The sequence below is a fragment of the Kitasatospora sp. NPDC048298 genome, assembly GCF_043201465.1.
Lineage (GTDB): Bacteria > Actinomycetota > Actinomycetes > Streptomycetales > Streptomycetaceae > Kitasatospora.
This window is the reverse complement of the sequence record NZ_JBICYZ010000024.1, coordinates 78,267-102,428: the sequence shown is the minus strand read 5'-3', so window position 1 is coordinate 102,428 and position 24,162 is coordinate 78,267. Positions and strand designations below refer to the sequence as shown.

Annotated in this window: 24 protein-coding genes; 14 read left to right on the top strand and 10 right to left on the bottom strand. The window is 74.0% G+C overall.

Translation table 11 applies throughout. The features are described 5' to 3' along the window. The first annotated feature begins 94 nt into the window (after positions 1 to 94). Positions 95 to 1,741 (top strand): FAD-dependent monooxygenase, encoded by a 1,647-nt coding sequence (locus tag ACGF0D_RS19530; protein ID WP_392917825.1) that lies wholly within the window; start codon positions 95 to 97, stop codon positions 1,739 to 1,741. Here ACGF0D_RS19530 and ACGF0D_RS19525 read toward each other — a convergent pair. Next, a complete protein-coding gene (locus tag ACGF0D_RS19525; RefSeq protein WP_392875154.1) occupies positions 1,723 to 2,157 on the bottom strand; it encodes a DUF4345 domain-containing protein in 435 nt (144 codons plus the stop codon). The two genes, ACGF0D_RS19530 and ACGF0D_RS19525, sit on opposite strands and share 19 nt — an antisense overlap. A gap of 88 nt (positions 2,158 to 2,245) precedes the next feature. Here ACGF0D_RS19525 and ACGF0D_RS19520 point away from each other — a divergent pair, with 88 nt between their 5' ends. Together ACGF0D_RS19520 and ACGF0D_RS19515 are read left to right on the top strand one after the other, a co-directional pair. Next, on the top strand, positions 2,246 to 2,884 hold the full coding sequence (locus ACGF0D_RS19520) for a TetR/AcrR family transcriptional regulator (RefSeq protein WP_392875151.1): 639 nt from the start codon (positions 2,246 to 2,248) through the stop codon (positions 2,882 to 2,884). Positions 2,885 to 2,986: 102 nt separating this feature from the next. Beyond that, the gene (locus tag ACGF0D_RS19515; RefSeq protein WP_392917823.1) at positions 2,987 to 4,234 is read left to right on the top strand and encodes a cytochrome P450; all 1,248 of its coding nucleotides are present in this window, start codon (positions 2,987 to 2,989) and stop codon (positions 4,232 to 4,234) included. A gap of 272 nt (positions 4,235 to 4,506) precedes the next feature. Here ACGF0D_RS19515 and ACGF0D_RS19510 read toward each other — a convergent pair whose 3' ends face one another. Both ACGF0D_RS19510 and ACGF0D_RS19505 read right to left on the bottom strand, forming a co-directional pair. After that, complete coding sequence (locus ACGF0D_RS19510; RefSeq protein WP_392917820.1) at positions 4,507 to 5,364, bottom strand: phosphotransferase enzyme family protein; 858 nt, start codon at positions 5,362 to 5,364, stop codon at positions 4,507 to 4,509. Beyond that, entirely contained in the window at positions 5,361 to 6,578 is a 1,218-nt protein-coding gene (locus ACGF0D_RS19505; RefSeq protein WP_392917817.1) for a Dyp-type peroxidase, read from the bottom strand. The genes ACGF0D_RS19510 and ACGF0D_RS19505 overlap by 4 nt, the downstream gene beginning before the upstream one ends. A gap of 31 nt (positions 6,579 to 6,609) precedes the next feature. On the opposite strand from ACGF0D_RS19505, the gene ACGF0D_RS19500 reads away from it, so the two are divergent. From ACGF0D_RS19500 to ACGF0D_RS19485, 4 genes are all read left to right on the top strand, one after another. After that, a complete protein-coding gene (locus ACGF0D_RS19500) occupies positions 6,610 to 7,983 on the top strand; it encodes a right-handed parallel beta-helix repeat-containing protein (protein WP_392917814.1) in 1,374 nt (457 codons plus the stop codon). Between the two features lie 123 nt (positions 7,984 to 8,106). After that, a complete protein-coding gene (locus ACGF0D_RS19495; RefSeq protein ID WP_392875136.1) occupies positions 8,107 to 8,583 on the top strand; it encodes a hypothetical protein in 477 nt (158 codons plus the stop codon). A 12-nt stretch (positions 8,584 to 8,595) separates the two neighbouring features. Continuing rightward, complete coding sequence (locus tag ACGF0D_RS19490) at positions 8,596 to 9,891, top strand: MFS transporter (RefSeq protein ID WP_392917811.1); 1,296 nt, start codon at positions 8,596 to 8,598, stop codon at positions 9,889 to 9,891. A gap of 132 nt (positions 9,892 to 10,023) precedes the next feature. Further along, positions 10,024 to 10,668: a hypothetical protein gene (locus ACGF0D_RS19485; RefSeq protein WP_392917808.1), complete on the top strand. Its 645-nt coding sequence runs from the start codon at positions 10,024 to 10,026 to the stop codon at positions 10,666 to 10,668. Here the strand turns inward: ACGF0D_RS19485 and ACGF0D_RS19480 are convergent. Beyond that, positions 10,652 to 11,875, bottom strand: coding sequence for an MFS transporter (locus tag ACGF0D_RS19480; RefSeq protein WP_392917805.1), 1,224 nt, complete (start codon positions 11,873 to 11,875; stop codon positions 10,652 to 10,654). The genes ACGF0D_RS19485 and ACGF0D_RS19480 overlap by 17 nt on opposite strands. A 441-nt stretch (positions 11,876 to 12,316) precedes the next feature. Beyond that, complete coding sequence (locus tag ACGF0D_RS19475) at positions 12,317 to 12,511, bottom strand: hypothetical protein (RefSeq protein WP_392875124.1); 195 nt, start codon at positions 12,509 to 12,511, stop codon at positions 12,317 to 12,319. A gap of 265 nt (positions 12,512 to 12,776) precedes the next feature. Here ACGF0D_RS19475 and ACGF0D_RS19470 point away from each other — a divergent pair, with 265 nt between their 5' ends. The 3 genes from ACGF0D_RS19470 to ACGF0D_RS19460 all read left to right on the top strand — a co-directional run bounded on the left by ACGF0D_RS19470 (position 12,777) and on the right by ACGF0D_RS19460 (position 14,894). Next, entirely contained in the window at positions 12,777 to 13,148 is a 372-nt protein-coding gene (locus ACGF0D_RS19470) for a hypothetical protein (protein WP_392917802.1), read from the top strand. A 159-nt stretch (positions 13,149 to 13,307) separates the two neighbouring features. Next, positions 13,308 to 14,159 (top strand): alpha/beta fold hydrolase, encoded by an 852-nt coding sequence (locus ACGF0D_RS19465; RefSeq protein ID WP_392917800.1) that lies wholly within the window; start codon positions 13,308 to 13,310, stop codon positions 14,157 to 14,159. A gap of 306 nt (positions 14,160 to 14,465) precedes the next feature. After that, positions 14,466 to 14,894 (top strand): hypothetical protein, encoded by a 429-nt coding sequence (locus tag ACGF0D_RS19460; RefSeq protein ID WP_392875115.1) that lies wholly within the window; start codon positions 14,466 to 14,468, stop codon positions 14,892 to 14,894. 182 nt (positions 14,895 to 15,076) lie between these two features. On the opposite strand, the gene ACGF0D_RS19455 is transcribed toward ACGF0D_RS19460, so the two are convergent. The 3 genes from ACGF0D_RS19455 to ACGF0D_RS19445 all read right to left on the bottom strand — a co-directional run bounded on the left by ACGF0D_RS19455 (position 15,077) and on the right by ACGF0D_RS19445 (position 18,127). Continuing rightward, a complete protein-coding gene (locus tag ACGF0D_RS19455; protein ID WP_392917797.1) occupies positions 15,077 to 16,690 on the bottom strand; it encodes a tannase/feruloyl esterase family alpha/beta hydrolase in 1,614 nt (537 codons plus the stop codon). Between the two features lie 98 nt (positions 16,691 to 16,788). Continuing rightward, on the bottom strand, positions 16,789 to 17,457 hold the full coding sequence (locus ACGF0D_RS19450) for a cytochrome b/b6 domain-containing protein (RefSeq protein ID WP_392917794.1): 669 nt from the start codon (positions 17,455 to 17,457) through the stop codon (positions 16,789 to 16,791). Beyond that, a complete protein-coding gene (locus tag ACGF0D_RS19445) occupies positions 17,405 to 18,127 on the bottom strand; it encodes a molybdopterin-dependent oxidoreductase (RefSeq protein ID WP_392917792.1) in 723 nt (240 codons plus the stop codon). The genes ACGF0D_RS19450 and ACGF0D_RS19445 overlap by 53 nt, the downstream gene beginning before the upstream one ends. A gap of 449 nt (positions 18,128 to 18,576) precedes the next feature. On the opposite strand from ACGF0D_RS19445, the gene abc-f reads away from it, so the two are divergent. The 4 genes from abc-f to ACGF0D_RS19425 all read left to right on the top strand — a co-directional run bounded on the left by abc-f (position 18,577) and on the right by ACGF0D_RS19425 (position 23,288). Then, positions 18,577 to 20,211: a ribosomal protection-like ABC-F family protein gene (gene abc-f / locus ACGF0D_RS19440; protein WP_392917789.1), complete on the top strand. Its 1,635-nt coding sequence runs from the start codon at positions 18,577 to 18,579 to the stop codon at positions 20,209 to 20,211. A gap of 87 nt (positions 20,212 to 20,298) precedes the next feature. Beyond that, complete coding sequence (locus ACGF0D_RS19435) at positions 20,299 to 22,038, top strand: ABC-F family ATP-binding cassette domain-containing protein (protein ID WP_392917786.1); 1,740 nt, start codon at positions 20,299 to 20,301, stop codon at positions 22,036 to 22,038. Beyond that, on the top strand, positions 22,035 to 22,613 hold the full coding sequence (locus ACGF0D_RS19430; protein ID WP_392917784.1) for a CGNR zinc finger domain-containing protein: 579 nt from the start codon (positions 22,035 to 22,037) through the stop codon (positions 22,611 to 22,613). Before ACGF0D_RS19435 ends, ACGF0D_RS19430 begins: the two co-directional genes overlap by 4 nt. Before the next feature lie 141 nt (positions 22,614 to 22,754). Beyond that, a complete protein-coding gene (locus tag ACGF0D_RS19425) occupies positions 22,755 to 23,288 on the top strand; it encodes a hypothetical protein (protein WP_392917781.1) in 534 nt (177 codons plus the stop codon). A 16-nt stretch (positions 23,289 to 23,304) separates the two neighbouring features. Here ACGF0D_RS19425 and ACGF0D_RS19420 read toward each other — a convergent pair whose 3' ends face one another. Together ACGF0D_RS19420 and ACGF0D_RS19415 are read right to left on the bottom strand one after the other, a co-directional pair. Then, positions 23,305 to 23,466 carry a hypothetical protein gene (locus tag ACGF0D_RS19420; protein ID WP_392875091.1) on the bottom strand — a complete coding sequence of 54 codons (162 nt, stop codon included), beginning with the start codon at positions 23,464 to 23,466 and terminating at the stop codon, positions 23,305 to 23,307. 141 nt (positions 23,467 to 23,607) lie between these two features. Beyond that, complete coding sequence (locus ACGF0D_RS19415; RefSeq protein WP_392875088.1) at positions 23,608 to 24,036, bottom strand: Ohr family peroxiredoxin; 429 nt, start codon at positions 24,034 to 24,036, stop codon at positions 23,608 to 23,610. Between the last annotated feature and the right edge of the window lie 126 nt (positions 24,037 to 24,162).

Sequence of the window (24,162 nt, the reverse complement as noted above, 5' to 3'; positions counted from 1 at the left end):
CGTAGATACGTTGCGTTTCTTGCGGGGGCGAGCCTACAGTCGAACACAGGAAACGCGCCGTATCTTATGGCCGGACGGCCAGGGGGGATCCGTCATGCGCACTGGTCACAGCACCGCTCGGAGCACTCAGAGCACCCACAGCACTCACAGCACCCGGACCGCCGGTACGACCGAGGTCCTGGTGGTCGGCGCCGGCCCGGTGGGCCTCGCGCTCGCCCTCGGCCTGGCCCGCGCCGGGATCGCCTGCCGCGTCGTCGAACGGGAGCCGGGCTTCCGCGACCGCGGTGTCCGGGGCAAGGGGATCACCCCGCGCACCCTGGAGGTCTTCGACGACCTCGGCGTCGTGGACGCGATCCTCGACCGGGGCACGCTCAACCTCAAGGTCCGTACGTACGAGGGCGACCGGGTCGTCGGGGAGGTCGACCCGGCGCCCGCCAACCGCCCGACCCCCGACCGCCCGTACAGCGGCGCGCTGCTGCTCGCCCAGCACCACACCGAGGCCGTGCTGCGCGAGCGGCTCGCCGGGTACGGCGTCACCGTCGAGACCGGCACCGAGCTGGTCGGCCACACCCAGGACGCGGACGGCGTGCTCGCCACCCTCCGCCGCGACGGACACGACGGGCACGACGGGCGCGACAGCCAGGACAGCCGCACCGAGCAGCTGACCGCCGGCTACCTGGTCGGCTGCGACGGCGGCCGCAGCACCGTCCGCAAGCTGGCCGGCATCCCGTTCCTCGGCGAGACCTGGGACGAGGAGCGGTTCCTGATGGCCACCATGGACGTGGACGGCCTGGACACCGACCGCATGCACCTGTGGAACCATCCCCGGCTGGGGATCGGCGCCCTGGTGCTGGTCCCGATGCGGGAGGACGGCACCTGGGCGGCGCACGCCTCCGTCGAGCCGGACGGGCACGGCGAGCTGCCGGCCCCGACCCTGGAGACCTTCCGCCGACTGTTCGCCGAACGGGCCGGCCTGCCCGGGGTCCGGCTGCACGAGCCGACCTGGTCCACCGTCTGGCGCCCGACGGTCCGCATGGTCGAGCGTTACCGCGACGGCCGGGTGTTCCTCGCCGGGGACGCCGCGCACTGCCACTCGGCGGCGGGCGGCCAGGGTATGAACACCGGCGTCCAGGACGCCCACAACCTGAGCTGGAAGCTGGCCGCCGTGCTGCGCGGCGGGCCCGAGGCGCTGCTGGACAGCTACCAGGCCGAGCGGCTGCCGGTCGCCGCCGCCGTGCTGGCCGCCACCTCAGCCCAGCACCGGAGGCTGTTCAGTGCCGACGGCGCCCGGGCGCTGACCGACCAGTTCGTCTCCATGTCCACCGCGGGCGGGGCCGACTTCACCGGGCTCTCGGTCGGCTACCGGGGCGGGCCGCTCGGCCGCGACCTCGACGACACCACCGGCATCCGGGCCGGCGACCGCGCTCCCGACGCGCCCTGCACCACCGCCGACGGCACCCCGACCCGGCTCTTCGACCTGTTCCGCGGCCCGCACTTCACCCTGCTGACCGTCGGCGAGCACCCGGCACTGGCCGACGTCCGTGAGAACGCGGACCCCGCCGCCCCCGGCCTGCGCCGCGCCGCCGTGCTGGACCCCGAGGGCCACGTCGCCCGGGCGTACGGGCTGCGCGGCGACGCCGTCGTGCTGGTCCGCCCGGACGGCTACGTCGCGCTCACCGGCGCCACCGCCGACCGGGCCGCCGTCGCCGCGCAGCTCGCGGGCTACGCCCCGGTCGACTGAGCCCCGCTGGGCCGGGCCCCGGCCCCGTTCCCGCCGCGCGCCGCCCGCTCGTCCGCGTCGGCGAGCCACAAGTACACCGGCGCGAGCCCGAGTTCGAGCGCCATCAGCACCAGCTGGAACCAGTGCGGCCGGCCGTCGACCACGATGGACAGCACCCGTGCGAGGCCGCCCAGCAGGAACACCGCCGCCAGCCACCGCACCGTCCGGGCGGGCACCGGCGCCTGCCGGGCGGCCTGGATCCAGGCCGCCCCGTACCCGGCGAACACCGCCCCCATGAAGCGGCCGAAGCCGGCGGCCGTCGGCCCGGCGTCCGCGATGCCGGGCATCGCGGCGTTCCCCAGCAGGATGTGGACGAAGCCGATCGCCACGCAGGCGACCCCCATCGTCCACGCGAGCACCCGTAACGCCTTGGCCATGACCCACCCACCCGTTCCAGAGGTCTGGTTGACACGTGTCCACTAAGCTGCGCCGACAAGTAGACGCGTGTCAAGTAACCTGGCGCGCATGCCAGTCCACGAACGACGCCGGCGCCTCTCCCCCGCCGAGCGACGCGCCCAGCTGCTCTCCACCGGCGCCCGGCTCTTCGCCGAACGGCCGTACGAGGACGTGCTGATGGAGGAGGTCGCCGAGAAGGCCGGGGTCTCCCGCGCGCTGCTCTACCGGCACTTCGCGAGCAAGCACGACCTCTTCGCCGCAGTCTACCGGGAGGCCGCCGACGGCCTGCTCGCCAGGACCCGCTTCGACCCGGCCGACACCCTGGTCGAGCAGCTGGTGGAGGGCATGGACGCCCACCTGGACTACTTCATCGCCAACCGGCACGCCGTGCTGGCGGCCAACCGCGTGCTGGCCGGGGACCAGGTGATCCAGACCATCATCGACGAGGAGCTCGACGCCCTGCGCGGCCGGCTGCTCGGCGTCCTCCCGCTCGCGGACGAGCGGGCGCGGCGGGCGGTGTCACAGGTCCTGCGCAGCTGGCTGGTGTTCGTCCGGGTGCTGGTCATCGACTGGCTGACCGAGGAGAGCTGCACCCGCACCGAGCTGCGGGACGTCTGCGTCGGCGCCGTGCTGGGCGCGCTCCGGCCGCTGCTGCCCGCCGATCCGGCACCCGACTGGGGGCACCCAGGGCATACCATCGGGGCGTAACGGGGAGAAGCGTCACAAGCATCCAATTACCTATGAATATACGACAATTGAATGCTCCGACTCTCCTCGACCAGCCGGACCTCCGAACCCGCGAAGGGACCCATGGACTCCGTCACAGCCGACCCCCGGACCACCCTCCCTCCACTCCACCGGCTCCCCACCACCCCCGCCCAGCCGCCCCACCCCACCACCCTCCCGGACGGCACCCCCGCGTGGCTGATCACCCGCTACCACGACGTCCGGCAGGTCCTCGGCGACCCCCGGGTCACCCGGGCCGACCTGCATGACGTCGGCACCGCCGGCGCCACCGCCGACGTGGCCGCCAACCCGGCGTCCCTGTTCAACCAGGACGGGCCCGCCCACCGCCGGCTGCGCGGCACCGTCCAACGGGCCTTCACCCCGCGCGCCATCGCCGGCTGGCAGCCGTGGGTCGCCGCCGCCGTCCAGCAGTCCGTGGACCGGCTGGTCGCCGCCGGGCCTCCGGCCGACCTGGTCCCCGCGTTCGCCCGGCCGGTGCCGTTCGCCGTCACCACCCGGCTGATGGGGCTCGACGGGGACGGGCCGGACCACCTGGACGAGGAACGGCTGCACCGCTGGACCCTCGCCCTGCTCGCCCAGGGCGAGGACCCGGGCGACTGGCCGGGAAACGGGCCGGGCGACGGGCCGAAGCAGCAGGCGGGCCCCGACCACGGCGACACCCTCGCCGAATTCGGCGCCTTCATGGCCGAGTTGGTCGCCCGCCGGCGCCGCGAGCCCGGCGACGACCTGGTCAGCCGGCTGGTCCGGGCCGCCGACCAGGACGGCGGCGTCCCCGAGGACTCCCTCGTCTTCCTGGTCGCCGGACTCACCGCCAGCGGCAACGAGAGCGTCGCCGGGGCGCTCGCGAACGCCCTGGTGTACGTGCTCGGCGAACGCCCCGAGCACTGGCCGCTCCTCGCCGACCCGGTCGTCGCCGAGCACACCGCCGAACGCCTGCTGCACTACATCCCGCTCGGCGACGACGAGGCCACCGTCCGCCGCACCACCGCGCCGATCGAGGTCGGTGACGTCACCATCCCGGCCGACTCGGTCGTCGCCGTCAGCCTCGGCAGCGCCAACCGCGACCCGGCCGTCTACCCCGAGGGCCTCGACACCGACCTCAGCCTCCCGCTGCCCGCCCCCACCCTGGCCTTCAGCTCCGGCCCGCACTACTGCATCGGCGCGTGGCGGGTCCGGCTGGAGATGCGCGAGTCGCTGCACCGCCTCGCCACCGCGCTGCCCGGCCTGCGCCTCACCACCCCGGTCGCGGAACTCGCCTGGCAGCTCGGCAGCACCACCCGCAGCCCGGCCCGCCTGCCGGTGGACTGGTAACCCGCGACCGACCCGCGCCAACCCGCGACCAATCCCCGCCCGACCCGCGGCCAGGGCCTGTCTCTTGGATTTTGTCGGATCAGGGCGCGGCGTTGGGGTGCGTACATCGCAAGGCGGAGGAGGGAGCCACTGCGGTGGGGGCACCTCCCGGCCGAAGGCTGGGGGCCATTGGCGACCGACGACAACGCGGCGAGGTACGTGCCCCGGCGTCGCGCACCCGGCAAGGATCCAAGAGACAGGCCCTAAAAGAACCCTCGGCGCCCCGCTCGGCGTCAGCCGTCGAGCAGGGCGCCCAGCCAGAGCTCCCGGCGCCGCTCGATGTACTCGGCGTCGCCGCGCCAGACCTCCCCGTGCCCCTGCTCCCAGAGCCTCGCCCAGGGCTGGACGCCACGGCCCGCCCGGTCCCGCAGGAAGTCGTGCATGGCCCGGGCCCGTGGGCCCAACAGGGGGACCAGCGCCCGCCGTTCGGCCTCGTCCAGTCCGTAGGCGTCGACGAACACCCGCAGCCGGGCCGCCGCGTCGGCGTCGGCGAGCCGCAGGTCCGGCTGCGCCGACAGCGGCAGGAACCCGTGCAGCGCGTACGCGAGGTCCCACAGGCGGGTGCCGGGGGCGGCCGTGTCCCAGTCGATGAAGGACCACTGGTGCTCGGCGCCGACCACGAGGTTCCACGGGGCGAGGTCGTTGTGGGCGATGATGTCGGCGCCGTCGGGCGGCATCAGCACCTGCCAGCGGGCGTCCGGCGGGGGCGTGAAGTCCCGGACGGCGTCGTGGAACTCCCGGATCAGGCGGGCCACCCCGGCCAGGCGCTCGGCCGGGCCCAGCAGGTGGAAGCGGTCCGGCCAGAGCACCCGGCCCGGCTGGTACGTCAGCACCTCGCGCCCCTGCGCGTCGAGGCCGAGCGGGCGCGGCGCCGCCCGGTACCCCACGGCGTGCAGGTGCTCCAGCAGCGCGTGCACCGCGGGCGTCCACGGCCCGGCCGGGCGCCGCACGGTGTCCCCGACCCGGACCACGCCGGCGCTCGTGTTCCCGCCGGACAGCGGTTCTTCCCCAGCGGGCGCGAACAACTCCTCACCGGGCACGGGCGGTTCCTGGGCCGACGAGGGCAGCGGCCGCTCCCCCTCCCGGCTCATCCGAACAGCACCTCCCCCAGCGTCCCGCCCTCCGGCACGCCCGGCAGCACGTAGGCCACCGCCGAGGCCGTGTGCTCGACGAAGGCGTTCAGGGCGTCGCGCGCGGCCAGCCGGTTCTGGACGCGGGTGAACTGGGCCGGGTCGCGCATGAAGGCGCAGAACAGCAGGCCGCGGTCGCCCGGGCCGTCGTCGTAGTTGTAGCCCCGCCGCAGCATCCGGGCGCCGCCGTCCAGCCGGGGGCTGGAGAGGCGGACGTGCGCGGTGGCCGGGATGACGTACGAGCCGTCCGGGTTCTTGGCGTAGATGTCCGGCTCGTCGTGTTCCGCCGTGCCGGTGAGCGGGGCGCCGTCGCCGGCCCGGCGGCCCATCACCTGTTCCCGGCGGTCTCCGGGGAGGGCCGCGAAGGCGGCGGTGTCCATCCGGATCCGGCGGTAGACCAGCACCGTCCCGTGCTCGTGCGGCCCCGGCGGGCCCCAGACCCACTGCCCGCTCTGCTCGCCGTCCGGGTTCGCCGTGCCGTCCTTGAAGCCGAACAGGTTGCGCGGCGTGGCGCCGCCGGTTGTCCGGGCCAGGAAGCCGGACTGGGTCCACCGCACCGTCGCGCCCGCCGCCCGGGCCACGGCGTCCACCTGCTCGGCGACCACGGACAGCGGCCAGCGGTCCGCCGCGCAGAGCTGGAGCACCAGGTCGCCGCCGCCGCGCGCCGGGTCGAGCCGGTCGCCGGGGAAGGCGGGCAGCTCGGTCAGCAGCACAGGCGGAACGTTCAGCCCCAGCCGGGCGGCGAGCCCGGGCCCGACCGCGACCAGGCTGCTCAGCCGGGCCGGCGGGGCTCCCTGCAGCCGCTCGTCCGCCGGGCTGTCGCCCGACGCCTCGGCCAGCACCCGGGTCAACTCGCCGAGCAGGCCGCGCAGGGCGGCCCGTCCGTCCGAGGTCGCGGCGGGCGCGAGGTCGAGGGCCAGCAGCTGGGTGGCCGGCTGCTGCGCGACCGTCACCCCGGCCTGCCGTTCGCCGTGGAAGGGCACGGGGGGCTGCTCCGGCGGCGCCTCCCGTCCGGGCCTGCCGCCGTGGAGGCCGCCGCCGTCCAGGGCCAGCGCCGTGACGCCGGCGCCGATCCCGGCGGCCGCCAGCGCCCCGCCCGTGATCAGAGCCCTTCGCCCCACACCGGTCCCGACGGTCGGTGGCTGGTCCTGCGCCTTTCCGGCTTCGGCATGCATGGGCGACATTGGAGACGATAGAACACGCCGTATGCAACTTTTGACCACACGTCATCCCGGCCCGACCGCAACTCCCCCACGCGGGGCCCGTACCGTCAGGCGGCTGCCCGCCCTGTTCACCGCCGCCGTGCTCGCCCTCGTCCCCGTTCTCTCCGGCTGTTCCTCGGGCGGCTCGTCCTCCTCCGACGCCAAGCACCCGGACGGCACGGTCATCCGCGTCCCGCAGCACTTCCCGACCATCCAGCAGGCCGTGGACGTCGCCCGCGAAGGGGACACCGTGCTGGTCGACCCGGGCACCTACCGGGAGAGCGTCCGCCTCACCAAGCCCAAGATCGTGCTGCGCGGCACCGACCGCAACACCGTCGTCCTGGACGGCGGCCTGCGGCTGGTCAACGGCATCACGGCCTCCGGCCCCGGCTCGGTGGTGGAGAACCTCACCGTCCACGGCTACCTCGCCAACGGCGTGCTGTTCACCGGCGTCACCGACGAGAAGCTCCAGCAGCACGGCGCCGGCGGCTCCGCCTACAACCCGCTGGACACCGTCCGCTTCCCGGTCGTCCAGGGCTTCCGGGCCAGCAACGTCACCGCGTACAACAACGGCCTGTACGGCATCTACGCCTTCGACGCGCGCGGCGGCGTCATCGAGAACTCGTACGCCTCCGGGGGCGCGGACTCCGGCATCTACGTCGGCCAGTGCAAGCCCTGCGACACCCTGGTGCGGGGCAACACCGTCGAGCGCAACGCCGTCGGCATCGAGATCACCAACGCCTCCGACGGGCTCACCGTGGTCGGCAACCGGGTCACCGGCAACCGGGTCGGCGTCACCGTCAACTCCAACGACCTGGAGGCCCTCGCCCCGCAGCACGGCGCGGTGATCGTGGGCAACGTCGTCACCGACAACAACGCCACCGACACCCCCCAGCAGGCCGACGGCGCGTACGGCATCGGGATCGGGATCGGCGGCGGTACGGAGAACCAGGTGCGGCGCAACCTGGTCCAGGGCAACCGCGCGGCCGGCATCGTCGTCACCGACCCGCCCGGGCACCCGGCGAGCGGCAACCGGATCGAGGGCAACCGGGCCGCCGGCAACGGCACCGACCTGGTGCTGGCCTCCGCCGACCCGGGCAACTGCTTCACCGGCAACCAGCCGGGCGTCCAGAGCCCGGACGGCTTGGAGACGCTGGCGGGCTGCGCCGTCCAGGGCCGGACCGCCCCGCCGTTCGGCCGCACCAGCCCGGTCCAGTCACCGCCCGGCATCCCGTTCAGCCAGGTGCCGGCCCCGCCCGCCCAGCCCTCGCTGCCGGACCCGGGCGCGCCCGGCGTCCCGGCGACCGACCTGCCGGGCCCGGTCGACGCCGGCGCCTACCCGCTGCCGGAGTCCGCGGACGCCCTCCCGAAGCACTGACCCCCGCCCCCGTCCGGGCTCGCGCTCGCGCGGGCCCGAGGGGGCGGACGGCCGTGCAAGGGCCGGGCGGCCGCGCTGCGCGGGACCGGCGGCGCCCCGGTCGCGGGAGCCGCCGGCGGCTTCATGAACGCGGCCGCCGGGGTGGGCGGCCCGGCCGTCTCCCTGTACGCCGTCAACACCGGCTGGACGGCCCGGGAGTTCCTGCCCGACGCCCGGCTCCACGGGGTGGTGGTGGACGCCTTCTCGCTGGCCGGAAAAGGACTGCCCGCGCTGTCCGGGCCGGCCCGGTGGCCGGTGGCCGCGGCACTCGCGGGCGGCGCGGTGGTCGGCCGGCTGCTCGACGACCGGGTGCCCGAACACCGTGCCCGGCCGGTGGTGCCGGGCCTGGCCCCGGCCGGCGGGGTGACGACGCTGGTCAAGGGTGTCTCGGGGCCCGGCCGAACGCCCGGCGGGAGCGCCGGCGCCCGGAACCCGGCGGAAGCCGGAACCCACCGGACACTCCGGACACCCCCGGATGAGCCCGACACCCTTGCCGACACGGACAGTTCGGGACACCCCGGGCAGTTCAGAAACCACCCGAACAGTCCTCCGCGGACATGACATACTGCGTCGGTGACCTCAGCTGACGTGGCCGAAAAACCGTCCAAGACCCGCCCCCAACTGGGCCGGAAGTTCAATCTGCTGTGGTCCGCGTCGGCGATATCCTCGGTCGGCGACGGCATGCGGGACTCCGCCCTGCCGCTGCTGGCGGTGGCCGTCTCCGACTCCCCCAGCGCGGTCTCCGTGGTCTCAGTCGCCGCGTCGCTGCCCTTCCTGGTGATGTCGCTGTACGGCGGGGTGCTCGCCGACCGGGCCGACCGGCGGCGGCTGATGTGGACGATCGACGCCGCACGCGCCGTCGTCGTCCTGGGCTTCGCCGGCTGGGTCTTCCTCGCCGACCCGCCCCTGGTCGCGCTCGCCGCGCTGGCCTTCGTACTCGGCTGCGGCGAGACGGTCTTCTCCAACGCCGCCACCTCGGCCGTGCCCGAGCTGGTCCGACCCGACCAACTCGACGCCGCCAACGGCCGGATGCAGGCCAACATGCTGGTCGGCGGCAACCTGGTCGGCCCGCTGCTCGGCTCGGCGCTGTTCGCCGTGGCCGTCGCCTCCCCGTTCACGGTGGACGGCGTGTCCTTCGCGCTCGCCGCCGTCCTGGTCGCCGCCACCGGCCGCTCCACCGCCCCGCGCACCCGGGCCGACCGCCGACCGGTGCTCACCGAGATCCGCGAGGGCGTCGACTGGCTGTTCCACCACCGCGACGTGCGGATGCTCGCCGTGCTCTCCACCCTCGGCGCGCTGGCCTGCTTCATGGGCACCACCATGATGGTCCTGATGGTCACCAAGGTCATCCACGCACCGGCCGCCTCCTACGGCATCGTGCTCGCGGCCGGCGCCATCGGCGGCACCGCCGCCAGCACCCTGGCCGGCCGGCTCAGCCGACTGCTCGGCCGGGGCACCCGGATCGCCCTCGCCTTCCTGCTGATGGGCGTCTCGCTGATCCTGATGGGCCTGAGCACCTCGGTGGCCGAAGTGGCCGCGCTCTACGGCGTGATCGGCTTCGGGATCGTCACCTGGAACATCCAGGCGATCTCGCTGCGCCAGCAGGCCGTACCGAAGGAACTGCTCGGCCGGGTCAACAGCTGCTACATGCTGCTGAGCCGCCTCGGCATCATGACCGGCGCCGCCCTCAGCGGCTGGATCGCCTCCACCGTCAGCATCCGCACCCCGCTCTTCGTCGGCGGCGCCCTGCTGCTGGTCCTGCTGGTCGCGGTGCTGCTCCTGCTCCCCCGGATGACGGCGCTGGAGGCCGCTCCGGCCCCGGCCGAAACCGAGGCCGAGCCCACCGCCGCCGCGGACTCCGGGGAGTAGCGTCCACGGCGGCGCCGACGGGGGGAAGTTCGCGTCCTCCCGCTCGACACCCCCGGTCGGCGGGTATGGTGACGAGGGGGTGCACCGGGAAGCCTGGTCGGCGAGCAACTGCCGCCCGTCCTGAGGAGAGCCGTGAACGCCAACCGCCCCACCGCCGCTGACCGGTCGACCGCCTCGGACGTGACCGACACCGAAGTGCCCGACGTCGAAGTGCCTGACACCGACACGCCGGACGGCGGCACGCTCGACGCCGACGCGCCGCCGGTCGGCCTCGGCCCACTGGTGCGGATCGACGGTGCCTGGTTCATCGGCGACCACGAGAGCAGGGCGTACCTCGCCGTCCTCCCCGAGGGGTTCGAGCACCGCGTCGCCGGGCACGAGCCGTTCCTGGTGCCGTGGAAGCGCCTGATGAGCCTGCAACTCGCCGTCACCAGCGGCCGGTTCCTCAGCACACCGGTCGGCGGGCTCCTGGCGGGCGGCCACCGCTCCGCGATCGGCGCCCACGGCTCCTGCCTGCGCGCCATGGTCCGGCACCCCTACGACATGTGGAGCCCCCGGTTCGTCCACCACCGGCGGTGGTACCCGGCGCCCGAGATCACGGTGCTGCAGCAACTGCTGGGCGACATCGTCGATCTCGGGCGCGTCGACCGGCTCGGCGACGACGCCTGGCTGTCCTCGGTCGTCGCGGAGCTGGCGACGGACCCGTTCCTCCGCAGGTGGCGGACCAGCAAGGCCCTCGCGGAGGGCGTGAAGGAGCTGATCACGCGCGGCGCGTGACCGGCGGGCGGCTGTCGGGCGGGGTGGCGGACCGGGCAGGGGCGGAGACGAGGGAGGCCAGGGCCGGGGCCGCGGCGAGGACGAGGCACAGTGGCAGCGGCAGGCGCTCGGCGAGCAGGCCGGCCAGCGCCGTTCCGGCCGAACTCCCCGCGTTGAAGCAGGCGTTGACCCAGGCGCCGGCCCGGGTGTGCTGGCCGGGCTCGGCGAGTTCGTCGGTGAGCAGGTAGGCGGTGGTGAGGGTCGGGGCGACGGCCAGGCCCGCCAGGGCGGCGGTCGCCGCGAGGAGCGGGAGCGTCGGGGCGAGGGCGGTCAGGGCCAGTGCGCCGCCGAAGGCCGCGGAGAGGACGGCGAGCCGGACCCTGGCCGGAGCGCGCCAGTCGAGGGAGCCCAGGGCGAGACCGCCGACCGCACTCCCGGCCGCCAGCGCCGCCTCCACCCAGGCGGCGTCGGCCGACTGCCCGTACCGCTGGGCGAAGACCACCGCCAGCAGGCCGAAGGCGCCGAGTCCGGCCCCGGCGCCGGCCGCGGCGGCGAGTGGCTGGCGGGTCCGGGACAGCAGCCGCCAGGGGCGCGAACGGTCAGCGGCCGCAGGGTAGTTCACGGGCGCCCGACTCGGCCCGCCGCGCACCGAGGCGGCCAGGGCGAGGGTGCCGGAGAGGACCAGGACGGCGCCCAGCACCAGCCCGAGCCCCGGGCGGGCCGTCCCGGCCGCGATCAGGCCGGCCAGCAACGGGCCGGTGACGTACAGGAGTTCCTCGGCGACGGTGTCCAGACTGTAGGCCCGTCGGCGCAGTTCGGGATCGGGCAGGAGGGCACTCCAGCACGCCCGGGTGACCGGCCCGAGGGGTGGCGCGAGCACACCGGCCGCCACCGCGAGGGCGAGCAGGGCGGAGTACGGGACGCCGGGACGCCAGGTGGCGGCCGCCAGGGCGAGCAGCACCAGCGCGTACCCGGCCGCCATCGGCGGCAGCGCCCGGCGCGGGCCGTGGCGGTCGACCAGCCCGGCCCGGACGGGCGAGAGCAGCACGTTGGAGCCGGCGAACAGCGCCGTCAGCCAGCCGGCCCGGGCGTACGAGCCGGTCGCGCCGGTGACGGCCAGCAGGAGCGAGAGCGGGACGATGCCGTAGGAGAGGCGGCCGATCAGGGCCGCGCCGAAGAGCCGGACCGCGCCAGGGGTGCGCAGGACCGTCGCATAGGACGAAGACATGGAGGGGTTCCTCGAAGGTTGGCGCGCACCGCGCGCCGGTGTACCGGGACGCCGAAGGGCCGCACCATCGGGGTGCGGTCGCTGCCTGGGGCCCTAGTCACGAGAGAGGAACACGGGGCCATGCTAGGGCACTTCCGTGCGGATCTCGCACAGGAGGTCGGCTGGCCGGCTTCCACCGGCACCTCTTCCTCATGGACAGATCAACAAATCCCCGGTAGCATCTGCTGACAGGTCGACAGATTCGGACGCGCCGTGACGCTGCGTTCCGGTCGACCCTTGCCGGGTGGCACCGCGAGGCCTCGCCCTCGCCTCCGAGCCGGGCGCCGGATCGCTCCCCCGTCGATCCGGCGCCTCTCCCCGACAGGCCGTGCGCCGGGGCCGCTCCGCCCTCACGCTCCACCCTCAGGCGCCACCCTCACGCCGCAGCCGTGCCGGCCGGGTTCACAGGGCCAGGTCGACGGCCAGGCAGTTGTAGAACTTCCAGGCGCTCTCCGGGTCGTACGCGGAGTTCGCCACACCGCCCGGGCCGGCCGCGGCCTCCTCGGTCATGTCCTCGAAGCGGATGCGCTCGGGAAGGGTGCCGTAGCGCGCGTGCCGCGCCTCGGCGGCGGGGTCGCCCGCGGGCCGGTTGCTCATGGTCGCTCTCCAGATCGCCGATCACGGACGGCGCCCGCACGGCGCCGGAGACGGCCTTCAGGATGCACCCCGACTCGTCACCCGTCAAGGCGGTGATGACGGATTCGGCCAACACACCTGACCGCCACCCGTTCACACGTGTTTGGCCGATTCCGCACTCCCCGCACCTCGTCGACGATGTCAGGATCTGCTCCCAGCCGGGCCCGGCCGACGGGCCACGCACCGGCTTCCAGACAGTTCCGCCACACACGAGAAGGTGGGTCGCATGTCCACACCCAAGCTCACACCCAAGGCGAAGCTCCGCGGCGCAGCCGTGACCACCGCCCTGGCCGCCGCCCTGATCGCGCTCGGCGCGGGCTCGGCCGAGGCCACCGGCTGGCCGCCGCTGGAGCCGGGCGCGCGCCTCTACTCGGCCACCGACGGACGGGGGGCGGTGACCACCGTCGACCTCGCCGACCTCGGAACCTGCCACACGCTGTCGACGCCCGCCCGCTCGATGCAGATCGCCAACGGCGCCGCGTCCGTGGTGCTGTACCCGGGCGCCGGCTGCACCGGCCCGTCCGCGTGGGCCAGTGGTTCGCTGGCGCAGTCCAACCTCCCGATGGCGGCCCTGAGTTACCGGGTGGTCCCGGCCTAGCGACGCCCGGTGCGGCGCCCCTCCGGGCGTCGCACCCCCTTCCGATCGTCACTGCCTTGACAGGTGACGCCGACGTCCGGCAATCTCATCACCTGTCAGGGCGGTGACGGCATCGGTGATGCCGGCCGCCCCATGCCGAACACCTGGGAGGGATCTGTCGTGGTGAGCATCAAGGGCCGACGCGGACGGCTGGCGGCGAGCGTGGTCTCGGCACTCACGGCGGGCCTCGCCCTGTGCGCCTTCACCCTCGGCGGCGCCGCCGACGGCGCGACCGTGGCCGACGCCTTCGGCGGCCGCGCCAGGCCGACCATCGTCCTGGAGCACGGCGCCTTCGCCGACGGCTCCAGCTGGAACGGTGTCATCTCCGCCCTGCGCGCCGACGGCTACCCGGTGGTCGCAGCGGCCAACCCGCTGCGCGGCCCGGCCTCCGACGCCGCCGCGCTGCGCACCGTCCTCGACCACGTCAAGGGCCCCAAGATCCTGGCCGGGCACTCCTACGGCGGCAACGTCATCAGCCAGGCCGCCACCGACGACCCCGAGGTCAAGGCCCTCGTCTACGTGGCCGCCTTCCTGCCCGCCCCCGGGGAGAGCGCCCTGGAGCTGACGAACAAGTACCCGGGCTCGACCCTCCCGGAGGCCCTCGACCCGGTCGTCCACCCGCAGGCCGACGGCACCACCGCCACCGACCTGTACATCCGCCAGGACGCGTTCCGCCACCAGTTCGCCGCCGACGTCCCGGCCGGCCAGGCCGCCCAGATGGCCGCCGGCCAGCGGCCCATCGCGCAGGCCGCCCTGACGGAGAAGGCCACCTCCGCCGCCTGGCTGACCAAACCCAGCTGGGCCGTCGTCACCACCCAGGACCTCAACATCCCGGCCGCCGCGCAGCGCTTCATGGCCGAGCGCGCCCACGCCGCGACCACCGAGGTCGCCGCCTCGCACTCGGTCGCGGCCTCCCACCCGCGCCTCGTCGCGGACGTCATCGAGCGGGCCGCCCGCGCCACCGCCCGCTGACGGCCCTTCCCGCTCGCCCGCGTGCCCGGTACCGCCACCCGGCGGTACCGGGCACAGCCGTGTACGGGGCGGCACACGGGAGCTCGGCCGGCGTAGACCGACCACCGTCGGCTCCCACCTCTACCGGGCGCTCCCCAAGTTGGGGATCACCTCCCGCGCCGCCCTGCGCGACGCCCTCGGCCGGGCGGCCGCTCCCCGGAGGCGTGATCCACCACACTCATTCGTCACCACCTTGACAGGTGACGGAGCCTCATGGAAATCTAGCGTCACCGGTCAGAACAGTTACTCTCGATGAGGACACCCGCCATGGCAGTCGTACGGTTCCATCTCGTCTCCACGCTCGACACCGAGGGCGTCCTGGCGGTGCTGACCGACTTCAGCCCCTCCCGCTCCGAGGCCTGGCCGACGATCGACGCCGAACACTTCGAGGTCCACGCGCTCGGCGACACCTGGGCCGAGGTCACCGAGGGAACCGCCGCCGCCTGGGAACGCGCCCGCTACGACTGGGAGCCCGGCGGCGACACCGTCACCGTCACCACCCTCGACTCCAAGCTCTTCGGCCCCGGCGGCGGTTGGGTCTTCCGGATGACCCCCGGGGACGACGGCACCCGGGTCGACGTCCAGCTGACGCGACAGCCGGACACCCTCAAGGGCAGGATGCTCGCCGCCCTGCTCCCCGTCGCCGCTCCCCCGGCCCTGCGCAAGTCCTTCGCGGGGCCCCTGCAGGCCAAGTGACCCCACTCCGAGGGGCCGACAGCACCCGCTGTCGGCCCCTTCGTCATGTCCCCGTACTGCTGGGTGACTTGATCGCCCGTCCCGCACGCCTCCCGCCCGTCGGCGCCGACACGAAAAGGCCCGGCCCGCGCCGTGGGGCGCGGGCCGGGCGGGCACCGGAGGGGATCAGTGCCGGGAGGGGATCAGTGTCGGGAGGGGAGGACGCAGCGGAAGCTGGAGGCGGCGCCGGTGTCGCCGTAGCCCCGGTAGCGGGACACCTCGGGGTAGCGGCACAGGTCGCGGCCGACGGTCTGCCCGGCCGCGTCGATCAGGCCGGCGGACAGCGTCCGGGGCGCCTTGCCCTGCTCGACCCAGGTCACCAGGGAGGCGAGGTCGTCGACCGTGCCGGCGCCCTTGTTGAGGCCGCAGTGGGCCGCGCCCGGGACGAGGAAGAGGCGGTAGAAGTCGTCGACCCGCTGGGCGCCGCCCATCGTCCGCTCGACCTGCCGGCGGTAGTCGACGGTGCCCTGGGTGGGGATGAACTGGTCGGCCTGGCCGTGCCAGCTCAGGAGCTTCCCGCCGGAGTCGCGGAAGGCGGACAGGTCGGGGTCGTCGGTGCCGATGATCTCGTCGTACTCGGCCCGGGACTGCTCGAACAGCCGGGTGAACCGGTCGTAGGTGATCGTCGAGACGTCGAACGACGGCTGCTTCTTCAGGAAGGTCGTCGCCCAGAGCTGGGGCACCGGGAACGGCGCGCCCTTCGACTGACCGTCCGGGCCGAGCACGGTGCCGGCCAGCCCCGTCAGGTCCGCGCCGACCGGGACGCCGGACCACAGCTTCCGGCCCGACGTGCTCCGCGGGCCGTCCCAGATCTTGCGCACCACGGCCGCGTCGGCCGCCGTGACGGTCAGCTCCCTCCCGTCGCAGACCACCGTGGTGCCGATCAGCCGCCGCGGGTCGAAGTCGCACCGCGACGCGTCGTTCACCAGGCCGTCCCTGGCGCCGTCGAGCGGGTCGCAGGCGGCGACGGCGGCGTCGGTGAAGGCCTTGAACTCGCAGGCGGACGGGTAGGTCTTCTCGTTGTTCATGACCACCTGCGGCCACAGGGTGGCGACCTCGAACTCGTCCCAGTTGACGCCGGGCGCGGCGGCGAGGATGCCGTCGAAGTCGTCGGGGAAGCGCTGGGCCTCCATGTAGCCCTGGCGCCCACCGGTGGAACATCCGTTGAAGTAGGAGTAGGAGGCCTGTCGGCCGAAGTGCGCGGCGACCACCTGCTTGCCGAGGATCGACGCCTCGTGCTGGGAGCGGGACGCGAGGTTCTTCAGCAGCGCGCGGTTCACCTCGCCCTTGGCGTCCAGCGCCCAGCTGACGTCGACGGCGTCGCCGAGCCCGCCGTCGGTGGTGGTCGCGGCGTACCCGTTCTTGACCGCGGTGCCCATTCCGACGCCGTTGTCCCCGACCGCGAAGGCGCTGCCGCCGAGCGCCTGGAAGCGGCCGTTCCAGCCGCTGACGGGGAGCCAGGTCAGCACCTTGGCATGGTCGTTGTCGCCCGGGTGGGTCAGGGTGACGGTCACCTCGCAGAAGGCCGGGACCCCGGTGACCGTGCCGCCCACCACCCCGGTGCCGTCGATGGTGCCGCCCTCGCGCCGGAGCGCCGTCACGGACTCCACCGCCGTGCCGGCCGGGGCCTGCACGGACGGCGCCGTACAGCTGGACGTCGTGGGTGCGGCGGCGCTCCGGGTGTCCGCCGCCGCCATCGGCAGGTTCACGGCGGCCAGCGCGGCGCCGGTCGCCAGCACGATCAGGAATCTCTTCATGGGTGTCCCGTCCAAGTACGTCTGGTCGAAAAGGATTCGGTCGAAAAAAGGGGTGGTCGAGCAGGGAGTTGATCGGGAGCGGGGGGGTGTCCGGGGAGTCAGGAGTCGGTCCGGTCCCGGGACAGCCACCGGGCGTGGTGCCGCTGTGCCCAGGCACGGCTGACGTACCCGGTGCGCATCCCGCGCCGCGCCTCCGGGTCCTGGAACGCCTTGCGCAGATGGCCGTACAGCACCAGGGCGATCGCCCAGGCCAGGACGTCGTGGACGAAGATCGCGCTGGTCCGGGAGACGAACGGCAGCAGGCCCCTGAACCACATCAGCAGACCGGTGGCGGCCATCACCAGCACGGCGCCGGCGATCCAGCCCGCGAAGAGCTTCTGCCCGGCGTTGAACTTGCCGGCCGGGCGGGCCTCCGGCCACGTCCAGCGCCTGCGGACGGCCCGCAGCCACTCGCGGTCGTACGGTGCGAAGCGGTTGAGCCGGCGCAGGTCCGCGCGGAACTCGGCGGAGAGCAGCCCGAGCAGGAGGGGCAGCGGCAGCAGGATGCCCGTCCACTTGTGGACGGTGGCCACCAGGAAGCGCCGCCCGACGAGTTGGGCCAGCGGCCCGAGGTACAGGCAGGCCGCGGAGGCCAGGCAGAGCAGCATCAGGATGCCGGTGGCCCGGTGGACCATTCGCTCGGCGGCGCCGAACCTGCGGACCCGGTCCGGGAGTTCAGGCCGCTTCGGGGCGTTGGTCGGCCTCGTCGAGCCAGCCGTCGACGGCATAGCCGCGCTCCTCCCAGTAGCCGGGGACGACCTTGTCGGTGACCGTGATGCCGGACAGCCACTTGGCCGACTTGTAGAAGTACATGGGTGCCACGTAGAGGCGGACCGGTCCGCCGTGCGCGTGGGTGAGGGGCTTGTCCTGCATGTTCAGCGCCACCAGGACGTCCGCGCGGCGGGCCTGTTCCAGGGTGAGGCTCTCGGTGTACTCGCCGTCGAAGCAGGTGAAGCGGATCGCCGCGCCCGGGGACCGCACTCCGGCGGCATCGAGGAGGTCCGCCAGCAGCACCCCCTCGAACGGGGTGCCGTTCACCCGCCAGCCGTCCGTGCAGAGCACGTCGCGGACCACTCGGGTCTGCGGCATCGCGCGCAGTTCCGCCAGCGTGTACCTCCTCTGACGTTCGACCAGTCCGTCGACCCGCAGTTCGTAGTCGGTCTCGTCCTTGTGCGGCACCGAGCCGACGACGCTGAAGTACCGGAAGCCGCCGGGGTTGGGCAGCAGCCCGGTCAGGCCGGTCGCGTCCTTCTCGGAGGCGACGGACAGCGCCTTCTCCCAGCCGCGCTGGAGGTACGGCGCCGCGGCGATCCCCGCGGCACCCGCGCCGAGCATGCCCAGGACCGCGCGCCTCCCCACGGGTGCGCCCTCGGCCCTCCGCTTCGGTTTTCCCGCCATGGTCACTGCGCTCCTTCGGGGTGGCGACGGTCCCGGTGGGCGGCCGCCCACGGCCGGCCCGGTCGCGGGCGGTTCACACGTGTGAACACGATCGAGCCGCCTCGACTTCGTCACCGGTTCAACTGGTGACGATGCTGACACGGCCGCGCCCGGCCTGTCAACGAGGCGACGGGAGGCTCGGGCCGGGGCGAACGGGGGCGCGGGAAAAGAAAGTTGCCGCCTCCGGAACGCCTGCTACAGTGGCCGCGACCTGATAGTTCGTGATCGAGGAGTGGCAGACGTGGCGGGTGACGACGACATCTCCGGGTGAGATCCGGATCTGACGGCCATCGGCCGGTGCTTCAGGAGCGCCGCCGCCGGGATGGTCCGTTTCGTCGTACCCATTTTCCGCACGTCTGCCCAGGGCAGAGGTCTACCTTCCTGCCCTCATTCCCTTCGAGGTCATCTCCATGTCCGACGCTGCCGTCGTCTGCTCCAACCTGTCCTTCGCCTGGCCCGACGACACCCGGGTCTTCCACGACCTGTCCTTCACCGTGCCCGCCGGCCGGACCGGCCTGGTCGCCCCCAACGGCGCCGGCAAGAGCACCCTGCTCAAGCTGATCGCCGGTGAACTCAAGCCCGCCACCGGCTCGGTGACGGTCACCGGAAGGCTCGGCTACCTCCGCCAGAGCCTCCCCCTGACCTCCCACCTCACCGTCGCCGAGGTGCTCGACATCGCCGGGATCATCCGCGCCATCGACGCCGTCGAGTCCGGGGACGTCGACGAGCGGCACTTCACCACCATCGGCGACGACTGGGACATCGAGGAGCGCACCCGCGCCCAGCTCGACCGTCTCGGCCTGACCGACCTCGCCCTGGACCGCAGCCTGAGCACGCTCAGCGGCGGCCAGATCGTCTCCCTCGGCCTCGCCGCCCAGCTGCTCAAGCGCCCCGACGTCCTGCTGCTCGACGAGCCGACCAACAACCTCGACGCCGAGGCCCGGCACAAGCTCCACGACGTGCTCGGGGACTTCAACGGCTGCCTGCTGCTGGTCAGCCACGACCGCGCGCTACTCGACCGGATGCAGCACATCGCCGAACTCGGCAACGGCGAACTGCGCTTCTACGGCGGGAACTTCACCGCCTACGAGGAGGCCGTGCAGGCCGAGCAGGAGGTCGCCGAGAAGAACGTCCGAAACGCCGAGCAGGAGCTGAAGCGGGAGAAGCGGGAGATGCAGCAGGCCCGCGAACGCGCCGAGCGGCGCCAGAGCAACGCCGCCCGCAACCTCAAGAACGCCGGCCTGCCGCGGATCTTCGCCGGGAACATGAAGCGCGGCGCCCAGGAGTCCGCGGGCCGGGCCGGCCAGATGCACGCGGCCCGGGTCAGCGAGGCCAAGGCCCGGCTCGACGAGGCCGGGCGCGCCCTGCGCGAGGAGCAGCGCCTCTCCCTGGACCTGCCCGACACCCAGGTGCCCGCCGGGCGCAACCTCTTCCTCGGCGAGGGCCTACAGGTCCGCCACGCCGGCCGGCCGGTGTTCGCCGACGGTGGCGTCGACCTCAGCGTCCGCGGCCCCGAGCGCATCGCGCTGACCGGGCCCAACGGCGCGGGCAAGAGCACCCTGCTCAAGCTGGTCACCGGCGAACTCGTCCCGGACGGCGGGGAGATCACGCGCAACGACGGGCGGATCGCCTACCTCTCGCAGCGCCTGGACCTGCTGGACCTGGACCGCACCGTGGCGGAGAACTTCGCCGCCTTCGCCCCCGAGCGGCCCGAGACGGATCGGATGAACCTGCTCGCCCGCTTCCTGTTCCGCGGCGCCCGGGCGCACCTGCCGGTCGGGGTGCTCTCCGGCGGCGAGCGGCTGCGCGCCACCCTGGCCTGCGTGCTGTGCGCGGAGCCGGCCCCGCACCTGCTGCTGCTCGACGAGCCGACCAACAACCTCGACCTGGTCAGCGCAGGCCAGCTGGAGAGCGCCCTGAACTCCTACCAGGGCGCCTTCCTGGTGGTCAGTCACGACGAACGGTTCCTCGCCGAGATCGGGGTGAACCGCTGGCTCCGGCTGGCCGACGGCACGCTGAAGGAGACCGGGGCGCCCGCGGTGTGAGCCGCCGACGTGTGACACGGCCCGCGCCTGGGCCCGTCGAGCCCCCGTGCCCGGCGGGCCCCCACCCCCACGTCGGAAGGTTTCCCCGTGCTCCAGCACGCCCTGCTCGCCCACGACGTCGTCCGCAACCTCGGCGGCCGGCGCGTCCTCGACGGCGTCGGCCTGACCGCCGCCCCCGGCCACCGGATCGGCCTGATCGGGGAGAACGGCGCTGGCAAGTCCACCCTGCTGCGGGTGCTCGCCGGCGTGGACCGACCCGACGCGGGAAGCGTCTCCCGCCCCGAGGACCTCGGCTTCCTCCACCAGGAGCTGCCCCACGAGCCCGGGGCGACGGTCGCCGCCGTACTGGACGACGCGCTGCGCGAGGCCCGCGAGGACCTCGCGGAGCTGGACCGGCTCGGCGCGGAGATCGCCCGGGTGCCGGAGTCCGACCCCGGCCACGCGGACCTCCTGGACGCCTACGGCAGGCGGCTGGAGCTGGCGCAGAACCGGGAGTCCTGGGACGCCGACCGCCGCGCGGCCCTGGTCCTCGACGGGCTGGGCCTCGGCGCGCTCGGGCACGACCGCACGCTCGGCTCACTGTCCGGCGGGCAGCGCGGCCGGCTGGCGCTCGCCGCGCTGCTCGTCCGCCGGCCGTCCGCGCTGCTGCTGGACGAGCCGACCAACCACCTGGACGACGGCGGCGCCGCCTTCCTGGAGGAGCAGCTCCGCGCCCTGCCCGGCACCGTGGTCCTCGCCTCCCACGACCGGGCGTTCCTGGACGCCGTCTGCACCGACCTGATCGACCTGGACCCGGCGGTGGACGGGCCGGTCCGCTACGGCGGCAACTACAGCGCCTACCTGGGCGAGCGGCGCGCCGAGCGGGCGCGCTGGGAGCGGCGGTACGCCGAGGAGCAGCAGGAACTGGCGCAGCTGCGCCACTCGGCCGGGGTGACGGCGCACCTGGTCGCCCCGGACCGGGGGCCGCGCGACCACGAGAAGATGGGCTACGGCCACCGGGCGGGCCGGGTGCAGAACCAGGTCTCCCGCCGGGTGCGCAACGCCACCCGGCGGCTGGAGGAGCTGGAGCGCGCGCAGGTCCCCGAGCCGCCGCGCCCGCTGCGGTTCGCCGTCGAGGCGCTGGCCGCGGGCGCCGGGCTGCCGGCCTCGGGCGACGGCGACGGCCTGGCCGCGGACACCGGGCTGCCGGCCGTGGGCGCCGGCGAGGACCGTCGGCCGCTGGTGTCGCTCCGGGACGTCCGGGTGCCGGGGCGGCTCGCGCTGGACTCCCTGGAGGTGGCGGCCGACGACCGGCTGCTGGTCACCGGCGGCAACGGGACGGGCAAGTCCACGCTGCTCGCCGTGCTCGCCGGACACCTCGCCGCCCGGGGCACGGTGCACCGGCGGCCCGGGCTGACGGTCGGCCTGCTCACCCAGGACACCGTGTTCGACCGGCCCGACCGCACCGTCCGCGACACCTACCTGCTGGCGCTGGGCCCGGCCCGGGCCGAGCGGGTGCCGCTGGCGTCCCTCGGTCTGCTGCACCCCGCGGACCTGGACAAGCCCGTCGGCCGGATCTCCGTCGGACAGCGCCGACGGCTCGCGCTGGCGCTCCTGGTCGCCGACCCACCCCGGCTGCTGCTGCTCGACGAACCCACCAACCACCTCTCCCCGCGTCTGTGCGACGAACTGGAGGAAGCACTCGGCACCGGCCCCGGAGCGATCGTCCTCGCGAGTCACGACCGCTGGCTGCGCCGGCGCTGGCAGGGCCGCGAGCTGCGGCTCGTCCCGGCCGGCGCCCCGCGTTATTGCACCGCCGCGCAGTCACCTGTCAGCATGGTGATGTGAACCTTGACCATGTCTTCGTCTGCGGGCACCCCGCCCTGGACTTCGCCGCTACGCTCCGTGCCCGGCGCACGGTCCGGTTCGAGATGTTCGTGACGCCGGAGCGCCTGAACGCCTGGTACCTGGACTCCGGGCTCGTGGACACGATCACGCCCGGTGACGAGCACGACGTCCGCGAGGCGACGACCGTCCGCGAGGCGATCTACCGGCTCGTCACCAACCGACGGCTCGACGAGCCCTTCGACCGCGAGGCGCTCGCCGTCCTCAACGCCGCCGCGCGCAAGACGCCCGTGACGCCGCAGCTCACCATGACCGGGCGGCACAACGAGGCGACCCCCGAGCAGGCGCTGGCGACCGTCGCGCGGCAGGCGGTCGAACTCCTCAGCGGTCCGGACGTCCCGCTGATGAAGGAGTGCGGCAACCCGGAGTGCACCCGGATCTACATCGACCGCTCCCGGGGCATGCGCCGCCAGTGGTGCGGCATGGAGTCCTGCGGCAACAAGATCAAGGCCGCCGCCTACCGCGCACGGAAGAAGACGCCGTCCGAGAAGACGCCGTCCGCGGCGGGCGCCCGGTAGCCCCGGGAACCTCTCGGCACCCCCTCGGGCCACGGCCCCGCACGACGAGTGCGGGGCCGTGCGCCGTCACGGGCGTCGGCACACCGGCCCCGGCACGGGTACCATGCAACACCCCATCCGTGCCCTAGGGAGTGAACGGTTGTGACCCTCCAGCCAGCCTCCACGCTCCGGTCCCGCTACGTGGAACAAGCCGCGTCGGACCTGGAGAAGAACCACCAGCGACAGCGGGAGCTGGCGGAGGAGCTCAGGACGCTGAAGCAGGAGGAGGCCCTCCTGGCCGAGATCCTGAGTGTGGCCGAGCGCCACGAGGGGCCCTCCGACCGGGCGCTTCCTTCCGGGCGGACGCCCGCGGAGCCCGCCGCCGTCCCCACCGTCCCCACCGCCCCGGCCGTCCCGGCCGTCCCGGCCGCCCGCACGACGAAGGCCGGTGCGAAGGGCACTTCGCACCGGCCTCTGCTCGGCGACCTGCTGGCGGAACTGCTGGGCCGGCACGAGGAACCGTGCCTGGCGAAGGACCTGCGCGACGAGCTGATGGCGACGTACCCGAAGCGCAATCCGACGCCGCAGGTCGTGCGGAACACCCTGGAGTCCCTCGTCGCCAAGGGGCGCATCCGGCGCCACAAGCAGCAGCGCTCCGTGATGTACACCCTGGTGCGCGCGGGCCTGGCCGACTGACCGGCCGGCCCCGGACTCACACGAAGAACGAGGCCCCGGGGCCGTACCCCAGCAGCTCGACGGTCTCCGCCCAGCTCCACAGCTGCGCGGCGTCCGGCCAGGGCCGCTCCCCCGGGGGTCGCTGCCCGGCGGAGATGTCGGAGCACCGGTCAAGGGCGTGACGGATACGTCCGGCCACCCGGAGACATGTGTGTGTCGAGGAAGCCATGGCCCTTCGCCCTCCGGTCGACGGTGTGCGTACGTGTGAGTGTGCGGGTGTGAGCGGGCCCCGTGCCGGACGGGGGAAACAGGCACGGGGCCCGCCGTTCAGGGGGGTGGGTCAGGCAACGACGCCGGCGTGGATGACGACCGGGATGTTGCCGCGGGTGGCCTTGGAGTACGGGCAGATCCGGTGGGCGGCCTGCGCCAGCTCCTCGGCGGTGGCCTGGTCCACGCCGCCGAGTACGGGGCGGAGGACCGCGGAGAGCGAGAAGGCGTCGTCGTCGCCGTGGTTCAGCGTGATTTCGGCGGTGATGCTGGTGCTGGTGAGCCGGACCTTGCGGTCGCCGGCCGCCCGGCGGACGGCCCCGAGGAAGCACGCCGCCCAGCCGGCCGCGAGGAGCTGCTCCGGATTGGTCGCGGTGCCGGCGCCGCCGAACTCCTTCGGAATGGCGAGACCGGTCTCCAGCAGACCGTCGGAGGAACGGACCCGGCCGCCGTTGCGGCCCTCACCGTCGACGTCGACAACGGCGGTGTAGCTGACTGCCATGACTGGTGCTCCCCATCTGGATCGAATCGGCGTCCGACCACGTCCGGCGATGCACTCGAACCCTGGGAGCATCACCGGCCTGGCCGGTGATGCAATGATGGCAACTCGGCACGTCACCAGTCAAGC

Excerpts from the sequence above, each read along its gene's own strand:
- ACGF0D_RS19530 (WP_392917825.1), top strand. The coding sequence starts at position 95 with ATGCGCACTGGTCACAGCACCGCTCGGAGCACTCAGAGCACCCACAGC.
- ACGF0D_RS19525 (WP_392875154.1), bottom strand. The coding sequence starts at position 2,157 with ATGGCCAAGGCGTTACGGGTGCTCGCGTGGACGATGGGGGTCGCCTGC.
- ACGF0D_RS19520 (WP_392875151.1), top strand. The coding sequence starts at position 2,246 with ATGCCAGTCCACGAACGACGCCGGCGCCTCTCCCCCGCCGAGCGACGC.
- ACGF0D_RS19515 (WP_392917823.1), top strand. The coding sequence starts at position 2,987 with ATGGACTCCGTCACAGCCGACCCCCGGACCACCCTCCCTCCACTCCAC.
- ACGF0D_RS19510 (WP_392917820.1), bottom strand. The coding sequence starts at position 5,364 with ATGAGCCGGGAGGGGGAGCGGCCGCTGCCCTCGTCGGCCCAGGAACCG.
- ACGF0D_RS19505 (WP_392917817.1), bottom strand. The coding sequence starts at position 6,578 with ATGCATGCCGAAGCCGGAAAGGCGCAGGACCAGCCACCGACCGTCGGG.
- ACGF0D_RS19500 (WP_392917814.1), top strand. The coding sequence starts at position 6,610 with ATGCAACTTTTGACCACACGTCATCCCGGCCCGACCGCAACTCCCCCA.
- ACGF0D_RS19495 (WP_392875136.1), top strand. The coding sequence starts at position 8,107 with ATGAACGCGGCCGCCGGGGTGGGCGGCCCGGCCGTCTCCCTGTACGCC.
- ACGF0D_RS19480 (WP_392917805.1), bottom strand. The coding sequence starts at position 11,875 with ATGTCTTCGTCCTATGCGACGGTCCTGCGCACCCCTGGCGCGGTCCGG.
- ACGF0D_RS19475 (WP_392875124.1), bottom strand. The coding sequence starts at position 12,511 with ATGAGCAACCGGCCCGCGGGCGACCCCGCCGCCGAGGCGCGGCACGCG.
- ACGF0D_RS19470 (WP_392917802.1), top strand. The coding sequence starts at position 12,777 with ATGTCCACACCCAAGCTCACACCCAAGGCGAAGCTCCGCGGCGCAGCC.
- ACGF0D_RS19460 (WP_392875115.1), top strand. The coding sequence starts at position 14,466 with ATGGCAGTCGTACGGTTCCATCTCGTCTCCACGCTCGACACCGAGGGC.
- ACGF0D_RS19455 (WP_392917797.1), bottom strand. The coding sequence starts at position 16,690 with ATGAAGAGATTCCTGATCGTGCTGGCGACCGGCGCCGCGCTGGCCGCC.
- ACGF0D_RS19450 (WP_392917794.1), bottom strand. The coding sequence starts at position 17,457 with ATGCCGTCGACGGCTGGCTCGACGAGGCCGACCAACGCCCCGAAGCGG.
- ACGF0D_RS19445 (WP_392917792.1), bottom strand. The coding sequence starts at position 18,127 with ATGGCGGGAAAACCGAAGCGGAGGGCCGAGGGCGCACCCGTGGGGAGG.
- abc-f (WP_392917789.1), top strand. The coding sequence starts at position 18,577 with ATGTCCGACGCTGCCGTCGTCTGCTCCAACCTGTCCTTCGCCTGGCCC.
- ACGF0D_RS19415 (WP_392875088.1), bottom strand. The coding sequence starts at position 24,036 with ATGGCAGTCAGCTACACCGCCGTTGTCGACGTCGACGGTGAGGGCCGC.